This is a genomic window from Streptomyces antibioticus, from assembly GCF_002019855.1.
Classification (GTDB): domain Bacteria; phylum Actinomycetota; class Actinomycetes; order Streptomycetales; family Streptomycetaceae; genus Streptomyces; species Streptomyces antibioticus_B.
In genome coordinates this window covers 4246971-4264719 of sequence record NZ_CM007717.1, presented here as the reverse complement: position 1 = coordinate 4264719, position 17749 = coordinate 4246971, and the positions used below count along the sequence as shown (strand labels likewise).

The following is a 17749-nucleotide window of genomic DNA, read 5'->3' as shown; positions in this document are numbered from 1 at the left end:
AGCTGCCCCCGGAAGACCTCGTCGGTCACTACGGCCTGGAGCCGATACCCCGCGAGGGCGGCCTGTTCCGCCGTACCTGGGCGGGACCCGACGGACCGGACGGCCGCCCCGCCGGCTCCGCGATCGTCGCGCTGCTCACCGCCGACGACTACTCGGCCCTGCACCGCCTCCCCGCCGACGAGGTCTGGCACCACTACCTCGGCGACCCCCTCGAACTCCTCCTCCTCGCCCCCGACGGCACCTCCCGTACGGCGGTGCTCGGCCCCGATCTGCGCGCCGGACAGCATCCGCAGCTCACCGTCCCGGCCCGCACCTGGATGGGGGCGCGGCCCCGCGGCTCCTGGACCTTCTTCGGCTGCACGATGGCCCCCGGCTTCACCTACGGGGACTACGAACACGGCACGGCGGAGCGGCTCACCGCCCGATATCCCGACCGGGCGGCCCTGATCGCGCGACTGTACCGTCCATGACCTTGCTGGCGGGCCGGACGGCCCTGATCACGGGCGCGGGCGGCGGCATCGGACGCGGCATCGCGCTGCGCTTCGCCGAGGAGGGCGCCGCGGTCGCCCTGCACTGCCGTACCGCGGTGGCGGCGGCCGAGGCGCTCGCGCGGGAGATCGGCCCCCGGGCCGTCGTGCTGCCGGGCGCCGATCTGACCGTGGAGGAAGACTGCCGGCGGCTGGTGGCCGAGGCCGCCGACTGGGGCGGCGGACGGCTCGACGCGCTGGTGAACAACGCCGGCGTCCAGCCGGTCCGCGCACTGCCCGGGATGCCGGCGGCGGACTGGCGGGCGGTCGTCGACACCAATCTGACCAGCGTGTTCGCCTGCACCCAGGCGGCCGCCGAGGTGATGCGCGGCCACGGCGGGACGATCACCCACATCGCCTCCGTCGAGGCCAGGACCCCGGCCCTCGGGCACGCCCACTACGCCGCCGCCAAGGCCGCGGTGGTGATGCACGCCCGCGCGGCCGCCCAGGAGTACGGTCCGTACGGCATCCGCGTCAACACGGTCTCGCCCGGCCTGATCGAACGGGACGGCCTGGAGGACGTCTGGCCGGAGGGCGTGCGGCGGTGGCGGGAGGCGGTCGCGGTCGGCCGGCTGGGCCGCCCCGAGGACGTCGGCGACGCCTGTGTCTTCCTCGCCTCGCCCCTGGCCTCCTGGGTGACCGGCCATGACCTGGTGGTGGACGGCGGGGCGTCGGCGCGGGCCGCGTGGTGAACCCGACGCGTCCCTGATCTGGACTCCGGGACGGCCGGATGCTGGGGTGAACCGGATGACGGGAGTGAACCGGATGGCGTGTGCATCCGTACGTATCCCGAGCACGCGGGTGTCGAGCAAGGCGGAGCGGTGACGTGAGCGTGGGCATGGGCGCGGGTGTGGGCCTGGGTGTGGGCGTGGGTCTGGGCGTGGGCGAAGGGCGCTATGACGGACGGCGGAGCGGGGGACGGCGGATCGTCGGACGACCGGGCGGCGGACGGCGGGGACTTCAAGGGCTGGTGCTGCTGGGTTCCGTGCTGGTCCTGCTCCTCCTCGGCGGCGGTCCGGCCTCGGCGCACGCCGCCCTCCGCGGCACCGACCCCGCCGACGGAAGCGTCGTCAAGACGTCCCCCCGCGCCATCACCCTCACCTTCACCGAGTCGGTAGGACTGCTCGACGACTCCTTCCGCGTCCTCGACCCCGACAACCAGCGGGTGCGCACGGGCAAGGCGGGTCACGCGGAGGGCCGTGCGGACACCGTGTCCGTCGCCCTGCCCGAGAAGCTGGGCACCGGCACGTTCACGGTGGCTTGGCGGGTGGTGTCCGAGGACAGCCACCCGGTCTCCGGCGCCTTCACCTTCTCCGTCGGCGAACCCTCCGCGACCCGGGCCGTCCTGCCGTCCGGCGCCGACGACAATCCGGTCACCGACGGCCTCTACAACATCGGCCGCGACCTGGCCTACATCGGCGCCGCCCTGCTCATCGGCGCGGCGGCCTTCGTCGCCCTGTGCCGGCCGCCGGACCGCCGCCCGCTGCGCGCGCTGCTCCTCGGCGGCGGCTGGGCGCTGGCCGGCTCGACCGTCTTCCTCTTCTTCCTGCGCGGCCCCTACGAGGCCGGCACCGGACCGGCCGGCATGTTCGACCCGTCCGGCCTGACCAGGACCCTGAGCAGCCGTCCGGGGCTCGCCCTGCTGGCCCGGCTCGTCCTGCTGGCGGCCGCGGCCGTCCTGCTGCTGCGGCAGAGCAGGCGCGAGACGCCGTCCCGCGCGGGCCTCGCCACCGGGGCCGTCCTCGCCGTCGGCCTCGCGCTGACCTGGGCGGGCGCCGAACACGCCTCGGCCGGCATCCAGGTCCCGGCCGCGATGACCTCCTCGGTGCTGCATCTGCTGGCCATGGCCGTCTGGATGGGCGGTCTCCCCGCACTGCTCCTGCTGCTGCACCGTGCCTCTGTGCCGTCCACCGTGGTCATCCGCTTCTCCCGGCTGGCCGGCGCCTCGGTGGCCGTCCTCGTGCTGACCGGCGTCTACCAGTCCTGGCGCGGCCTCGGCTCCTGGTCGGCGCTGACGGACACGACGTACGGCCGGCTCCTGCTCGCCAAGCTGGCCGCGGTGGCGGTCCTCCTCGCGGCGGGCGCGCTGTCCCGCAGGACGGTGCGGAGGGGGACGGCGGTGCCTACGACGACGACGGCGTCTGTGGCGGAGGCGGGCGAGGAGAGCCGGGTGCCGGAACCGGCGGGGGCGGTGGCCGTGGCGGCGGGGGTTTCGGGGGCGGCGGCTTCGTCGGCTTCGTCGGCTTCGGCGGTGTCGGCGAGGGCTTCGGTGTCGGCGGGGGCCTCGGGAGCGTCGGAGACGTCAGCGCCGGGCGCGGACCCGGCATCGGCATCGGCATCGGCATCGGGCGAGGGCGGATCGGCCGCGAGCGAAGGCGGATCGGCCCTGGCCGAGGACGGATCGTCGCCGGGCGAAGGCGGACCGGACCCGGCCGAGGGTGGCGGATCGGCCCCGGCTGCCTCCACCCCCCGCCGCCCGCTCGCCCCGGCCGAGGACACCCGGCGCCGTGCGCTGCGCCGCTCGGTCCTCTTCGAGGTCGCCGTCTCCGTCGTCGTCCTCCTGCTGACGACGATCCTGACGGGCACCCTGCCCGGCCGGGCGGCCGCCGAGGCGGCAGCGGCGGAACAGACCGCGGGGCTGCCGGTCGCCTCGGTCACGATCATCCCGTTCGACGCGGGGCTCGGCATGCGCGGCAAGGTGCAGGTCACCCTCGACCCGGGCCGGGTCGGCGACAACAACGTCCAGGCCGTGGTCTACGGCCCCGACGGCGGGTTCGTCAGCATCCCCGAACTGCGGCTCTCCTTCACCCTCCCGAGCCAGGACATCGGCCCCCTCGACGCCAAGCTCACCGACCGGGGCGGCTACTGGGCCTCCGACGGCCTCAACCTGCCCATCCCCGGCACCTGGGAGATGAAGGCGACGGTCCGTGTGACCGACACCGACCAGGTCAGCGAGACCAAGCCGGTGGAGATCGTCCGCTAGGCCCTGTCGGCGGCGTGGTCGGCGCAGCAGGGCGTCGGGTTCGGGACCTCGAAGGGGGCGAGCGCGCCGCCCGCCGCCGGGACGAGGGCGAGCGTCAGCCGCCCACCCCGCCACTCGGGCCGTACATGGTCACGTGTGAACACCGGCGTCGAGGGGTCCGGCGCACCCCCGCCCGTGGCACCGACCACCACCAGGTGTTCCACGGCGGTCAGGGCGAGCAGCTCCGCGACGGTGACCGTGCCGGTGAGGTGCTCGACCCCCGGGAAGAGCACGGCCCGCCCGCCCTCGCGCCGCGCGTGTTCCCCGGCCGCGGACCCCGCCGCGCGCACCGCGGCGGCGGCCCCGTACGTCCGCCCGTCCAACACGGCACCCGCGCCGCTCAACTCTCCTTCCACTTCCACCCGCGTCCACACCGCTTCGGCCGCGTCGGCGTCGGGCAGGGCGAGGGAGACCGCCGTGCCGCGGCGCTCGGCGGTGCGGATGAGATGGGTGCAGGCGAGCGTGCCGGGCGGGAGGCCGAGCCGGTCCACCAGGTCGTGGACCAGATGATCGGCCTCCCGCAGGCTCACCGTCCCGGCGTCCACCCCGATCACGGAGCGGGCGCCGGGACCGTCGTAGGAGGTGCTCATGCGGGCAGGACCCACATCGGGTTGGAGTAGAACCACAGGTCCTTCCACGGGTCGGCGTCGCCGATGACGTCCATGGCGGGACCGGCCGGGTCGACGGCCGCGCCGTGGACGCCGACGGCCGTACGGTTGCCGTCGGTGCCGCGCAGCCGCACGTAGAACGGCCGGTCGGCGCGGCCGAGCGCGTAGGTCAGCCGTACCGTGCCGGTCGACCGGTTCACCTCGAAGGACTTCACGACCTTGGTGTCCGGCGTGGTGAAGACGTCCCGGTCCGCGACCGGACCGGTGACGGCACCCCGGATGACGTCCACCCGCGCCAGGACCGGTACGAACTGCGACCAGTTGGGGCCGTTGGCCAGGCTGATGTCGACGACCAGCTCGACGGCGGCGCCCCGGCGCACGCGCAGGGTGTCGCCCAGGGTGACGGTGTGCCCGCCGGAGCGCAGCCGGGCGTCGAGCCCGCTGATCAGGCCGCCGTGGTCGACCCAGACGCGTCCGGCGCGGATGCCGTCCATGACGGCCTGGTAGGAGAAGGAGGCCGCGCCGACATGCGTACGGCTGTACTGGCCGGGCCAGAAGTCGGTGTCGCCGAGGTTGAGGCCGCCGCCGTAGACCGGGTCGGCGTAGCGGCCGTCGGTGGCGAAGTCGCCGCCCGGGCCGCGGACGGCCGAGTCGGCGTGCACGTTGTGCGAGTCGGAGTTGGCGGTGATCCACCAGGGCTTGCCCTCGGCGAGCAGACTGTCCCACAGGCCGCCGACGGTGGCGGTCATCCAGTCGAAGCCGCCCCAGGTGCGGTAGCTCTCCAGCGGGTAGGCGGCGAAGGAGTCGGCGCCGGGGTTGCCGTCGTAGATGCCGCGCGCGGCGCCGGGGCCGGTCGGGGCGGGCAGTCCGCCGGCCTGGTGGCCGGGGGCGCCCTCCATGCCGACGGCGATCCGGGGCTGGGCGTCGCGCCAGCCGCGGATCTCGTGCGGGGAGTCGATGCCCTTGCGGGCCGGGTGGTTGGCGAGGAACAGGGCGTCCTTCACCTTGCGGCGCCGCACCTGCTCGGCGAGGAAGTCGATCCCGGCGATGGCGAGCGCCTCGTTGGCCGGGGAGTTGCCGCTCGCCTTGCGCACCGAGCCGTCGAAGGAGGTCTCGAACTCCTTGAGGACGGCGACCTCGTTCTTGCCGGGGTGCACGAAGACCGTGCCGTGCTCGGCGGCCGGGATGTTCCACTCCAGGCCCTGGAAGACGAGGGTGTCGTCCGTCCGCTCCCGCGCGGCGACGATGTCCGGGTTGACCTTCTCCACACCGATCCTGGCGTGCGTCTCGCTGCCGTGGTCGGTGATGACCATCCAGTCCAGACCGTGCGCGTTCGCCTGCCGCACATGGTCGAGGACCCGGTACTTGGCGTCGGAGCTGTACTGCGTGTGGATGTGATGATCACCGGCGAGCCACAGATAGCGGCCGCCTCGGTCCCCGTGCCCCTTCGCCGAGCCGGCCACGGCAGCCGCGGCCTGCTCCGCCCCACCGAGAACACTCCCCGCCGCAAGCCCCGCCCCCAGCAGACCGGCACGCCGCAGCATGGAACGCCGGGACGACTGACTGGGCGTCAACTCACCATCGGAAACGGAGAGATCAAGGGCAGGCGGAAGGGATGAGGCGTCGTGCGGATGGTGATGATGGTGGTGCTGATGGCCGTGACCGTGACCGTGGCTCATGCTCAACTCCCGCGTTTGGCAAGGGTGTTCATGCTCGGGACGGCCAGATTCTGAGAAGTCCACATGAACGACGGGAAGCGGGGCGGAGGTTGGCGTCGGAACGGCTGATGTGAGATGAGGTGAGACGAGGTGGGGGAAGTCGGGAGGTCAAAGAATGTGCCGCAGATACGCCTGAGGATCGTCGAGGTACCGCCGCCAGTGCTCGACGAGGGCGAGGTTCTCCCAGGCGACGCGGCGCATGCCGTGGTCACCGACCTCGACGATGTCCGCGCCGGGCAGCGCGGTCAGCAGCGGGGAGTGCGTGGCGCAGATGACCTGGCCGCCCTGCTTCACCAACGAGTCGATATGACCGAGCAGTTCGAGGCAGGAGGTGAACGAGAGCGCCGCCTCCGGCTCGTCCAGCACATACAGCCCCGGCTGGAGGAACTTCCCCCGGAACGCCGCGAGGAAGCCCTCACCGTGACTGACGGAATCGGGCGCGAACCCCTCCCGGTCCAGCGCGTCCAACGCCGTCTCCGCCCGCAGGAAGAACCCCTTCCGCGCGGCCCAGCTCCGCAACATCGCCCGCCCACCCGGCGCCGCGTCGAACCGGACCCGCTCCCCCAACGCCGACCTGGGCCGATGACTGGAGTGCCGCCAGTCGTGCGACCCACCCCACGAGTCCAGCCCGAACCCTTCGGCAAGCCCCTCGACCAACGTCGACTTCCCGGACCCGTTCTCCCCGACCAGAAAGGTCACGGCACTACGGAACCGCAACCCATCACCCACAAGCTCCCGCACACAGGGCACGGACCAGGGCCATTCCTCCGCGTCGAGCGAGGCGAGGTGCGCGTACGCGCGGTCGACGATCACGCTTCGAGTGTGCCTGGGGGTCGGCTCCGTCGCGAGGGAGAGGTGGTCCCGTCTTCCGACGACAGACCCCCGACCGCACCCGGGCGGACAGCCCGGTGTGCGGCTTCGTGGAGGGCGGCCGACGGTGTCAGAACGAACCGTAGCGGCCCGTCAGATCGGCCTCGGGGCAGGTGACGGAACCGACCAGGCACGCGACGCTGGCGTAGGAGCGCTTGTAGACGTTCGTCACCTTTCCACCGTCGTAGATGTAGATGTAGTTGTTCGGGAACAGTCGGTGCTTGCCGGAGCGGATGGTGTAGTTGCCGCTCTTGGTGAGATTCATGGTCAGGGCGCCGTCTGCCGCGCCCTTGACGCCGCCGAGCCCGCTGCAGAACGGGTTGGTGGCGTGGACGACCATGCGCACGTCCACGTAGTTGCTGCCGGACCCGAGCTTCTTGGCGTACGTGTCCTTCGCGCTGGCCGTCTTCTGCTTGACGAGCTTGCCGTCGGACTTCCGGTAGACCTTGGTCGGGTGGATGCTCTTGTTCGGGGTGACCTTCTTCGAACTCCAGTTGACCGTCGCGTGCAGGGCGAAGCGGTACTTGTCGGACTTCCAGTTGAAGTCGGTGTGCCCGTCGCCGCCGAACTGGAAGTTCCTCCCGTAGTCACAGCCGGCGAGCGGGGCGTCGATCTTCTTCTGCGGGATGAAGCCGACCCAGCTCACGGTGGAGGTGGAGGCGGTGCCGGCCGCTTGCGCCCGGTCGACGGCCGTCTGCCGGAGGGCGGCGGCGGAACCGGAGGCCGGGACGGACACCTTCATGCCGTACGTCCGGGCGCCCTCGCCGCCCGTCTTGGGCAACAGCGGTACGACCTGGTATGCGTAGTCGGTGCCCGGGCGGACGTTCGTGTCGCGGTACGACGTCACACCGGCGGCGAGTGAGGCCACCTCGGCGCCGTCCCGGGTGATCACGTAGCGCGCGTCCTTGGTGTAGCCGCGCCAGGACAGTTCGACGAAGCCGTCGCCCGATGCCGAGGTGATGCCTTCCCGGGCCATGGAGGTGTCGACGACCGCCTTCTCGCCCGACTCGGCCCTCACGACTCCGAAACCCTGCGCCGTGAGCGTCCTGCCGGTGGCGCTGTCCGCACCCACGCCGGACACGTCGGCCAACGTGTGCGCGGCGAGCGCCGACACCGAGAACGCCGGGGTGACGGGCGCTGGTTGCTGGTCGGCGGAAGCGGTCGTGTGAAAGGCGGTCGTCACCAGCGCGAGCGGTGCCACCGCCAGGCCGGCCACCTTGATCGAACGCGAGAGCAGCAAGAGAGTTCCCCCTTCGGTCTTTGCCGTTCCGTGGGAAAGACACTAGAAGAGGGTGAATTGAGGCGTAAGTGACTCTAGGGGCAGTGCACTTGGGGGCATTGCCCGAAAGGGAGGTCAGGTGAGCAGCGCGACCAGGAACACCGGGTAGAGGACGCCCAGCGACCCCGTCGCCACGCCGAATGCGCTGAGTCCCCGGTTCAGCCGGCGGCCGAGGCCGAGCAGACCGAAGGTGACGGCGAGGGCGCCGGCCAGCAGCGGGATCGCGATGCCGATGAAGCCGGACAGCGCGGCGGTGACGGTGGCGACCACACCGAGCACGAGAGAGACCGGGCCGTAGAGGGTCGCGGGGCTGTCAGTGGGTGCGGTTCCGTCGGTCATGTCGATTTCCTCACTGCGAGTCGATGTGAACGACCGGGCATGGAAAGTAAACCGCATTCTTCGGATAACTCCCTCGGCAGGGTTTCCCGCTTCGCGAAGAGCGTGATTCCGGTCGTGAAGAGCGTGATTCCGGATTGTCCCCCAGAAGTCTGTCGCTCCTTTTCTGCACACCGTCCGCGCCTGCGGTGCGGCCGGTGACGTCGTTGAACCGCTTGGCAGCGGACCATGGCTGGGAAGGGCCGGTGCCGGTCCTGGCGGCGGCGACCAGCGCGGTCAGGCGCTTCTCGTCGACGGGGCCGGAGACCGCCGCGGCGACCCGTCCGCGCGGGTCGATGACGAACGTGGCGGGCAGGCCCTGCGTGGTCGTCAAGCCCTCGGCCACGGCACGGAACCGCTTTCCGCCGGGGTCCAGGACGCTGGGATAGGGCAAGTGGAACTCGCGGGCGAAATCGCGGGCCGCGCCGGCGGAGTCGTCCTCGTTCAGGCCCAGGACCACGACGCCCTGGCCCCTCGTTCTTTCGTGAAAGCGCGACAGCGCGGGGGCTTCCTCGCGGCAGGGCCCGCACCAGGAGGCCCATACGTTGACCACGACCGTCTTGCCCTTGTGATCGGCGAGGCTCACAGGGCGTCCGTCGGTGTCGGTGCCGGCGAGATCCGGTGCGGTGGGACGGTGCGCGGCGTCGATCGTGAGCGCTCCGTCCGCGCCACGGTGACGGCCCGGGGAGCCGTGAGGGCCGTCCCCGGAGACAGCCACGCCGACGAGCGCACCGGCGCCGACGAGGGCGGCCAGGACGGGGACGTAGACGCGGGCAGGCGGGCGTTTCATGCTGGTTCCTCCGCGGGGTCCGGCGTGGGGTCAGCCGCCGGTGGAGTCGACGCAGTGGTTGCGCTGGCGGATCGGCCGGACGATGCGGCTCAGCTCGACCAACGCCCTGTCGACAGCGGTGTCCTGGGCGTCGAAGGCGACTTCGACGGCGGGGTCGCGCCCGTAGGTGATGATCACTTTGCGGCCGTCACCTGACTCGTCCTGCCGGTAGACCCAGTCCACACTGTCGACGGTCACACACAGGTCGGTGGTCGGAGCGGGCGGCTCCAGCCCACAGCGCAGAACCACGGACTGGTCTCCCCATACGGCGACGCCCGGCACGCCCGTGTCCGCGAGCTCGTGCCCGTCCAGCGCCGCCGGGTAGCCCTCGGCGATGTCCGCACAGGCCGGAGCGTCGGCATGGGGTGCCTGCTCGACGCCACGGGTCGGAGAGCCCAGTTCGTGGGCCACAATGACGCCCGTGAGCACGACGGCGGCGACCGTGAAACCAAGGCCGAGCCTGAGCCTGCGGGATGGACGGGCCATGCCGGACGTACCCCCGATTGTGCGCTTGGACAACACTGCCTGCTGGTCGTACTGAACAATACGCCGCTGCTCAACTGGCCTTGTGGACACCTCCCTTATGGACGCTGTGCGCACGGAAACGCCCTGCCTACCCTGTCGTGGCCAACTCGCTCTCTGGCCCATAAGGGGAATTTCGCCATGCTCAAAACCGCCAAGGTGCTTGTGCTGGCCGGTGCTGCTGCGACGATGATCGCGGCCTCGGCCCTGCCGGCGGGCGCTGCGCCCGCGGCTGATGTGACGGCGAGCGCGTACAACAACGTACGGCTGGAAAAGGTGTGGGGTCCGACGGGGATCTGCCTCTCCATGAACGGCAAGACCGCGAACAACGCCCCGGTCGTGCAGAAGAAGTGCACCTCGGGGTCGGACCAGAAGTGGACGCTCAAGGGGACGTCCGCCGGGATCTACACGATCAAGAACAAGAAGTCGGCGAAGTGCCTGGGCATCTCCGCCACGAGCAGCGGCACCGTCGTCACACAGCGGCCGTGCAACGCCTCGTCCAAGACCCAGCAGTGGTACCTGGCCAACAGCAAGATCCACAGCAAGTGGGCCAAGAAGTGTCTGACCGAGGCCGGCTCGACGCTCGGCCAGAAGGCCACGATCACCGCCTGCGGCGAGAGCACCGCGAAGCGTAAGGCCCAGGAGTGGGGCACTTCTTGACACCCTGTTCAGGACGCTCTGAACGGAAACTGGGGCAGGGGCGCGGCGCGTGCGGAGCCCCTGCCCCAGTTTGGGTAACGAGCCGGTAATCAAATCGAGTTCACCGTCAGAGGCGATGACTAGGGTGATCCATGACCACCGCCGTACTCGGGGCACGGGGCTCTGCTGGGAACGCGGGGGCGGGAAGGATCTTTCATGACGATGTCGACGTGTGCCTACCGACGCCTGGGTGCTGAACCGGTACACGGATCCGTCAGAGTGGACCATCTGACGGACCGTGAGAAGGAAGTCTTCCTTCTGCTCGGTACGGGCCTGGGCAATCGTCGGCTCGCGAACGAACTGCGCATCTCCGAGCGGACGGTGAAAGCGCACATAGCGCGGATCATCGAGAAGCTGGGGCACCAGACCCGCTTGCAGACGGCGGTGCTGGCCGTCCTCGTCCATGACGCGCTGTGCGCAGACGCGGACTGTACCTGCTAGCTCCCTCCGAATGCCGAAGGGGCCACTGGTGGGCCCCTTCGGCCGTCCGATGGGGAGCGGTCGGACACGAGCAGCCGGTCACAGCCTGCCGGGCGGGACGTCCTGGGGCAGACGACGAACCGGCGGTACGCCGGATCTTCGTCCCCGCCCGCTGAGGAACACCGGCCGCCGCATGTCCATGAAGGTTTCGGCAACCCAGTCGTACACGTCCGTGCAGAACAGGGAAGAGCGTGATCGTCCCCGCCCGCCCGGGAGACGAGTGTGACGATCACCTCTTGCCTTGGTGTCCGACTGACTCACGAGGCTCAGACCGGCCAGGAAGAATCCACCATGGACACGTCGAAGGGCCCCACCGCGAACGGTGGGGCCCTTCGACATCGTGCCCGGTGAGGCACTGGCGGAGGATACGAGATTCGAACTCGTGAGGGGTTGCCCCCAACACGCTTTCCAAGCGTGCGCCCTAGGCCTCTAGGCGAATCCTCCGCGGCAAACAATACAAGACGTTGAGGAGTGCTCGCGAACTCGTTCGCCGCCCCCCGCATCAGGTACTGTTTGCGCAGCCCCTCACGCGGCGCTATCTGACTGAACTCCCCCAGGGCCGGAAGGCAGCAAGGGTAGGTCGGCTCTGGCGGGTGCGTGGGGGGCGCCTGCGTTCACGGGGGCTGCGTCCACGCGGGCTGGGTTTGTCAGTGGGCGCCTATAACCTCGTAGGCGTGTCGTCTCTCGCGCTGTACCGCCGTTATCGCCCGGAGTCGTTCGCCGAGGTCATCGGGCAGGAGCATGTCACCGACCCGTTGCAGCAGGCGCTGCGGAACAACCGGGTCAATCACGCGTACCTGTTCAGCGGGCCACGAGGATGCGGCAAGACGACCAGCGCGCGCATCCTCGCACGCTGCCTGAACTGCGAGAACGGCCCCACCCCGACCCCCTGCGGCGAGTGCCAGTCCTGCCAGGACCTCGCGCGCAACGGCCCGGGCTCCATCGATGTCATCGAGATCGACGCCGCATCTCATGGTGGTGTCGATGACGCCCGTGACCTGCGCGAGAAGGCGTTCTTCGGGCCCGCCCGCAGCCGCTACAAGATCTACATCATCGACGAGGCCCACATGGTCACGTCGGCCGGCTTCAACGCGCTGCTCAAGGTCGTCGAGGAGCCGCCGGAGCATCTCAAGTTCATCTTCGCCACCACCGAGCCCGAGAAGGTCATCGGGACCATCCGCTCCCGGACCCACCACTACCCGTTCCGGCTCGTGCCGCCGGGGACGCTGCGCGACTACCTCGGTGAGGTGTGCCAGAAGGAGGACATCCCCGTCGAGGACGGCGTGCTTCCGCTGGTCGTGCGGTCGGGGGCCGGGTCCGTGCGTGACTCCATGTCCGTCATGGACCAGCTGCTCGCCGGCGCGACCGAGGCCGGTGTGACCTACGCCATGGCCACCTCCCTCCTCGGATATACGGAGGCGTCGCTGCTCGACTCCGTCGTCGAGGCGTTCGCCACGGGGGACGGCTCCGCCGCCTTCGAGATCGTGGACCGCATCATCGAGGGCGGCAACGACCCCCGCCGCTTCGTCGCCGACCTGCTGGAGCGGCTGCGCGACCTCGTCATCCTCGCCGCCGTGCCGGACGCCGCCGAGAAGGGCCTCATCGACGCCCCCGCCGACGTCATCGAGCGCATGCAGGCCCAGGCCGGCGTCTTCGGCGCCGCCGAGCTGAGCCGCGCCGCCGACATCGTCAACGAGGGGCTCACCGAGATGCGCGGCGCCACCTCGCCCCGCCTCCAGCTCGAACTGATCTGTGCCCGCGTCCTGCTCCCCGCCGCCTACGGCGACGAGCGCTCCGTCATGGCCCGCCTCGACCGCATCGAGCGCGGCGTGAACTTCTCCGCGAGCGCCGGTGCGGGTATGCCGGCTGGTGCGGGTATGCCGGCCATGGGGTACGTGCCGGGGCCCGACGCGCATGCCGGGAGCGCGGGTGCGGGTGCGGGTGCGGGTGCGGTTTCAGGTTCGCAGGCGCAGGCCATTCCGCCCGGGGGAGGGGCCGCCGCCGCGCGGGCCGCCGTGCGGGGGCCCGCGGCCGGTCCTTCGTCTCCCTCGTCTCCCTCGGCCCCTTCATCCCCAGCGCCGGCGCCTGCCCCGGTCGCGGCTCCCGCCCCGCAACCCGTCGAGCCGGTCGCCCCCGCCCCCGCGCCCACGCCCGAACCCGCCCCCGGCTCCTGGCCCACCCCCACCGCCGCAGGCTCGGGCGGCGGCAGCGGCGCTCGCAGGCCCGGCGGCTGGCCCACGGCCACGCCCGCGGGCAGCGGCCCCCGGCCCCCGGCCCCACCCGCGACCCCGGCACCGGCGCCCGCCGCCGCACCCGGCGCCCCGGCCCCCGCCCCCTCCGGCTACGCACCCCCCACCGGCGGCCCCGACCCGCGCGCGCTCTGGCCCAACATCCTGGAAGCCGTCAAGAACCGCCGCCGCTTCACCTGGATCCTCCTCAGCCAGAACGCCCACGTGGCCGGCTTCGACGGCACCACCCTCCAGATCGGCTTCGTCAACGCGGGCGCCCGCGACAACTTCGCCAGCAGCGGCAGTGAGGAAGTGCTGCGCCAGGCGCTGGCCGAGCAGTTCAGCGTGCAGTGGAAGATCGAGGCGGTCGTCGACCCGTCCGGCGGCTCGGCCCCCGCGCCGTCCGGCGGTTCCGGCGGCTTCGGCGGCGGTGGCGGCACCCCGGGCGGCCCCGGCGGCTACGGCGCCCCCGGTGGCTACGGCACCCCCGGCACCGCCCAGGGCGGTGCCGGGGGTGCCCCGGCGGCACCCCACCCCTCGGGCCCCAGCGCCTCCCACACCCCGGCCCCGAGTAGACCCGCACCGCAGCCCTCTGCCGCGGCGTCCGGCCCCGCGCCCGCCGCCGCACCCTCGCGCCCCGCCGCCCCGGAACCGGTCGCCCCCGAGGACGACATCCCCGAGGACGACGACCCGGACCTCAACGAGTCGGCCCTCTCCGGCCGCGAGCTGATCGTCCGCGAACTGGGCGCGACGGTCGTGGAGGAGTTCACCAACGAGTGACGGGCGACGGGCGACGGGTAGCCCGCCGAGCCCTTTCGTAGCTTTCTACGGCAACACAGGCCCCGTCCCCTCGGCATCCCGCACAAACCCGCCCCGCCGCCTGCCGATAGGCTGGCCCCGTGAACGTCCTCGTCATCGGCAGCGGCGCCCGCGAACACGCCCTGTGCCGCTCACTGTCCCTCGACCCCGCCGTCACCGCGCTGCACTGCGCCCCCGGCAACGCCGGCATCGCCGAGGTCGCCGAGCTGCACCCGGTCGACGCCCTGGACAGCGCCGCGGTCACCGCGCTGGCCGTCGAACTCGGCGCCGAGCTGGTCGTCGTAGGCCCGGAGGCGCCGCTCGTCGCCGGGGTCGCCGACGCCGTGCGCGAGGCGGGGATCCCGGTCTTCGGGCCGTCCGGGGAGGCCGCGCAGCTCGAGGGCTCCAAGGCGTTCGCGAAGGACGTGATGGCGGGGGCCGGTGTCCCCACCGCCCGCTCCTACGTCTGCACGACCCCCGAGGAGGCCGCCGCGGCCCTCGACGCCTTCGGCGCGCCGTACGTCGTCAAGGACGACGGTCTCGCCGCCGGCAAGGGCGTCGTCGTGACCGACGACCTCGACGCCGCGAAGGCGCACGCCGCCGCCTGCGAGCGCGTCGTCATCGAGGAGTTCCTCGACGGCCCGGAGGTCTCCCTCTTCGCGATCACCGACGGCGTCACGGTCGTCCCGCTCCAGCCCGCCCAGGACTTCAAGCGCGCGCTCGACGGCGACGAGGGCCCGAACACCGGTGGCATGGGCGCGTACTCCCCGCTGCCGTGGGCCGACCCCAAGCTGGTCGACGAGGTCCTGGAGACCGTTCTCCAGCCGACCGTCGACGAGCTGCGCCGCCGCGGCACCCCCTTCTCCGGACTGCTCTACGCCGGGCTCGCGATCACCAGCAGGGGCGTGCGGGTCATCGAGTTCAACGCCCGCTTCGGCGACCCCGAGACGCAGGTCGTCCTGGCCCGCCTGAAGACCCCGCTCGCCGGGGTCCTGAAGGCCGCCGCCACCGGCAGCCTGGACACCCTCGAACCGCTGCGCTGGAGCGACGACGCGGCCGTCACCGTCGTCATCGCCTCCCACAACTACCCCGGCACCCCGCGCACCGGCGACCCGATCACCGGCCTGGACGCGGTGGCCGCCGAGGACGCGCCGCACGCGTACGTCCTGCACGCCGGGACCAGGCGCGACGGCGACGCGGTGGTCAGCGCGGGCGGCCGGGTGCTGTCCGTCACGGCCACCGGCGCCCAGCTCACCGAGGCCCGGGAGCGGGCGTACCGGGCGGTCGCGCGCCTCGGCCTCGACGGTTCCCAGCACCGCACGGACATCGCCGCGAAGGCGGCGGCCGGCGGGTGACCCCGGCCGCGGTCGGCGTGTGACCCACGCGGGATCGCCGTCCAGCCCGCCTCCTCTGCATCACCCGCCTCACCAGGCACTTTCCAGGCCCCGGAGCACCGGGGGATTCCGCAGCGGATCCCCGGGAAATCCGGGGCCTGATGCTTGCCCTGCGTCTCCCACCTTTCCCCAAAGCCATTCCATCGAGTGAGCGCTGCCCCATCCGGCTGACGGGGGCCGGAGTGCCAACTAGGGTGCGGCGCAAGCGTTCCGGCACTTGGCCCACCGGCATTGCGATGTCAGTGGCGGGTGCCACAGTGGGGGAGTGAGCACGACCGGGAAGAGCCGGGCGACCGAGACGGGGAGGGGGTGAGGTCACGACGTGAGCGGTATGGGAGTCGAGGCGGGCGCGCAGATCGCGCGAGCCCGTGCGCTGGCGGTGCTGCGTATCCGCAGCAGGGCGCTCGCGATCGCCCTGCTGCCCGCCGCGGCCGCCGTGATCCTGCTCGCCGGCGGCTCCACCGGGCACTTCGTGGGCCCGGGGTGGCGCGTCGCCCGGGTGGTGGTCTCCGTGCTGGCGCTCGTCGTGCTGCTCGCCGCCGGTGTCGTCGCCCTGGTCGTGGCCCGCGCCCGTCCGGCCGTCAGTCCCACGGTCGCGATCGCCGAGGAGGCGGCCCCCGACCTGTACCGGCTGGTGCGTGATCTGGCCGACCGTCTCGACGTGCCCGCGCCCTCCGCGATAGCCCTGACCCCGGACTGCGACAGTTGGCTGGAGGACCGCACCCACCCGGCCCACGGCCCGCCCGCGCCCCGCTCCGCGGACGAGATAGCCGGGGCCGGATCCGGCCGCCACCTCCACCGTCGTACGGCGACCGCGCCGGTGCTCGTCATCGGCTCGCCGTTCCTGTGGTGGATGCGCGTCGGCGAACTGCGCGCCGTCCTCGCCCCGGTCGTCGCCGGTACGGGCCCCTCCGCGCAGCCGGACATAGCCGCGGCCCGGCGCTTCGTGCGCGGTCTGGACGCCGCGGTGGCCGCCTCCGCCGACCGCGGGCGCTGTCCCGGCCTCCGGCTGGCCTGCGCCGGGATCGGCTGGGTCGCGCGGCTGATGCTGCGCGGCTGCCAGGTGCACGCCTCGGAGATGGAGCGCGGTGTGGCCGCGGCCGCCGCCGAGCGTGCACAGGCTGTGGACTACGGGCTGCGGATCGTCGCCCAGGAGCAGGTGGGCCTGGCCTACGCGGGCTGGGACCGGCTCCTCACCCGCGTGGCGCTGCCCGCCTGGCGGATGGGCCGCTGGCCCTCCCGGCTGGACGCGGGCGTGGTCGCCGCCCTCACCGAACTGTCCCGGCGCGACCGCCTCGCCGAGGGGTTCGCCTCCCGGCTGGGCGAGCGTCCCGCCTGTGACCTGCTGGAAGAGCCCGGCACCGTCGACGAGGCCACCTCCCTGCTCGCCGCCCGGCTCTTCCACGGCGGCCCGGCGGAGTCCGGCCCGGACTGGTCCCCGGTGGACTGGCAGGAGTATCCGGACGAGGTCGTGGACCGCAAGTGGCGCACTGACGCGGCCCGGCTGCACCGCGTCCTCGACACCCTCGGCGTCCGCCGCGCCCCCGACCCGTCCGCGCCCCACTCCGGCGGCCCCGCCCCGGACCCCACGATCCACGCCTCGGTCGGCCCCACGCTGGCCCGCGTCCTGGATCATCTGACACCGGCGGACGGCGCCGAGACCGCGGCCGGGCACCCGGACGCGTACGGCGACCCGACCCTCACCCGGGCCGCCGAGGACAGGGGCCGGGAGCACGACGAGAACGTCGGCCACGAGGGCCCCTCCGGCTACCCCGGCCACGAGGGCCCCGCCGGTCACCCCGGCGACGAGGACCCCGCCAGTCACCCCGGCGACGAGGACACCCCCGCCCCCAACCCCCGCAGCGCCACCCTGGCCACCCACCTCGGCGTCGAGGTGGCCCGCGAGGAGGCGGCCTCCACGCCCCCCGCCGTCGGCCAGAAAGCCGACACACCGCCGTGGGACGACGGCGCGCTCCCCCTCTTCCCGCTCCAGCCGCCCCGCACCGACCGTGAGCTGCTCACCGATCACGTCACGGCGATGGTCTGCTGCGCGGCGATGGACACCGTCGGCGCGACCCCCGGCCTCGACTGGCTCGACGGGCCGACCCTGCTCGTCGACGGCGTCCGGGTGGCCGACCTCGCGCCCCGTGTGCTCAGCCTCGTCGAGGACGGCGACGCGGCGCCGCTCCGCGCCTGGCTCGTCGAGCTGGGGATACGTCCGGAGAAGCCGGTCCGGCTCGGCTGACACCCGACCCCGCCGACACCGTCGTAGCGGAGAACCCGGTTCCACTTTCGGCCAATTCGCAACGAATAGTGACTGTCTGCGCGCGTTATGTGATGTGCTGGGACCGATAGCGCCGTTGGCAAGAGCGTGCGACATAAGACAGGCGCGAACCCCGG

General features: G+C 72.4%; 15 protein-coding genes, 1 tRNA gene and 1 other RNA gene. 9 read left to right on the top strand and 8 right to left on the bottom strand.

The annotated features are described in order from the left end of the window. The first annotated feature begins 2 nt into the window (after positions 1 to 2). The 3 genes from AFM16_RS19180 to AFM16_RS19170 all read left to right on the top strand — a co-directional run bounded on the left by AFM16_RS19180 (position 3) and on the right by AFM16_RS19170 (position 3510). On the top strand, positions 3 to 470 hold the full coding sequence (locus tag AFM16_RS19180; RefSeq protein WP_078637018.1) for a cupin domain-containing protein: 468 nt from the start codon (positions 3 to 5) through the stop codon (positions 468 to 470). Beyond that, positions 467 to 1219 (top strand): SDR family NAD(P)-dependent oxidoreductase, encoded by a 753-nt coding sequence (locus tag AFM16_RS19175; RefSeq protein WP_078634058.1) that lies wholly within the window; start codon positions 467 to 469, stop codon positions 1217 to 1219. Before AFM16_RS19180 ends, AFM16_RS19175 begins: the two co-directional genes overlap by 4 nt. Positions 1220 to 1497: 278 nt before the next feature. Further along, complete coding sequence (locus AFM16_RS19170) at positions 1498 to 3510, top strand: copper resistance CopC/CopD family protein (RefSeq protein WP_078634057.1); 2013 nt, start codon at positions 1498 to 1500, stop codon at positions 3508 to 3510. On the opposite strand, the gene AFM16_RS19165 is transcribed toward AFM16_RS19170, so the two are convergent. The 7 genes from AFM16_RS19165 to AFM16_RS19135 all read right to left on the bottom strand — a co-directional run bounded on the left by AFM16_RS19165 (position 3507) and on the right by AFM16_RS19135 (position 9714). Further along, a complete protein-coding gene (locus AFM16_RS19165; protein ID WP_078634056.1) occupies positions 3507 to 4139 on the bottom strand; it encodes a hypothetical protein in 633 nt (210 codons plus the stop codon). The two genes, AFM16_RS19170 and AFM16_RS19165, sit on opposite strands and share 4 nt — an antisense overlap. Then, positions 4136 to 5836: a PHP domain-containing protein gene (locus AFM16_RS19160; RefSeq protein WP_078634055.1), complete on the bottom strand. Its 1701-nt coding sequence runs from the start codon at positions 5834 to 5836 to the stop codon at positions 4136 to 4138. The genes AFM16_RS19165 and AFM16_RS19160 overlap by 4 nt, the downstream gene beginning before the upstream one ends. Before the next feature lie 147 nt (positions 5837 to 5983). Then, a complete protein-coding gene (locus tag AFM16_RS19155) occupies positions 5984 to 6688 on the bottom strand; it encodes an AAA family ATPase (protein ID WP_078634054.1) in 705 nt (234 codons plus the stop codon). A 127-nt stretch (positions 6689 to 6815) separates the two neighbouring features. Continuing rightward, complete coding sequence (locus tag AFM16_RS19150) at positions 6816 to 7985, bottom strand: hypothetical protein (protein ID WP_078634053.1); 1170 nt, start codon at positions 7983 to 7985, stop codon at positions 6816 to 6818. Between the two features lie 114 nt (positions 7986 to 8099). Beyond that, a complete protein-coding gene (locus tag AFM16_RS19145) occupies positions 8100 to 8363 on the bottom strand; it encodes a hypothetical protein (RefSeq protein ID WP_078634052.1) in 264 nt (87 codons plus the stop codon). 10 nt (positions 8364 to 8373) lie between these two features. Next, positions 8374 to 9189, bottom strand: coding sequence for a TlpA family protein disulfide reductase (locus tag AFM16_RS19140; RefSeq protein ID WP_078634051.1), 816 nt, complete (start codon positions 9187 to 9189; stop codon positions 8374 to 8376). 30 nt (positions 9190 to 9219) lie between these two features. Beyond that, on the bottom strand, positions 9220 to 9714 hold the full coding sequence (locus AFM16_RS19135) for a DUF3515 domain-containing protein (RefSeq protein WP_078634050.1): 495 nt from the start codon (positions 9712 to 9714) through the stop codon (positions 9220 to 9222). A 177-nt stretch (positions 9715 to 9891) separates the two neighbouring features. On the opposite strand from AFM16_RS19135, the gene AFM16_RS19130 reads away from it, so the two are divergent. Next, entirely contained in the window at positions 9892 to 10410 is a 519-nt protein-coding gene (locus tag AFM16_RS19130; RefSeq protein ID WP_078634049.1) for an RICIN domain-containing protein, read from the top strand. A gap of 258 nt (positions 10411 to 10668) precedes the next feature. Then, entirely contained in the window at positions 10669 to 10890 is a 222-nt protein-coding gene (locus AFM16_RS19125) for a helix-turn-helix domain-containing protein (RefSeq protein WP_245177737.1), read from the top strand. Positions 10891 to 11285: 395 nt separating this feature from the next. Here AFM16_RS19125 and AFM16_RS19120 read toward each other — a convergent pair. Continuing rightward, positions 11286 to 11373, bottom strand: a tRNA-Ser gene (locus AFM16_RS19120). Positions 11374 to 11446: 73 nt separating this feature from the next. Between AFM16_RS19120 and ffs the strand changes: the two genes are divergently transcribed. From ffs to AFM16_RS19100, 4 genes are all read left to right on the top strand, one after another. Further along, positions 11447 to 11541, top strand: an RNA gene (gene ffs, locus AFM16_RS19115) — signal recognition particle sRNA small type. A gap of 62 nt (positions 11542 to 11603) precedes the next feature. Next, positions 11604 to 13937: a DNA polymerase III subunit gamma and tau gene (locus AFM16_RS19110; protein ID WP_078634047.1), complete on the top strand. Its 2334-nt coding sequence runs from the start codon at positions 11604 to 11606 to the stop codon at positions 13935 to 13937. A gap of 119 nt (positions 13938 to 14056) precedes the next feature. Beyond that, positions 14057 to 15310 (top strand): phosphoribosylamine--glycine ligase, encoded by a 1254-nt coding sequence (purD, locus tag AFM16_RS19105; RefSeq protein WP_078634046.1) that lies wholly within the window; start codon positions 14057 to 14059, stop codon positions 15308 to 15310. A gap of 370 nt (positions 15311 to 15680) precedes the next feature. Further along, positions 15681 to 17594 carry a M48 family metalloprotease gene (locus AFM16_RS19100; protein WP_370628140.1) on the top strand — a complete coding sequence of 638 codons (1914 nt, stop codon included), beginning with the start codon at positions 15681 to 15683 and terminating at the stop codon, positions 17592 to 17594. The last annotated feature ends 155 nt before the right edge of the window (positions 17595 to 17749 follow it).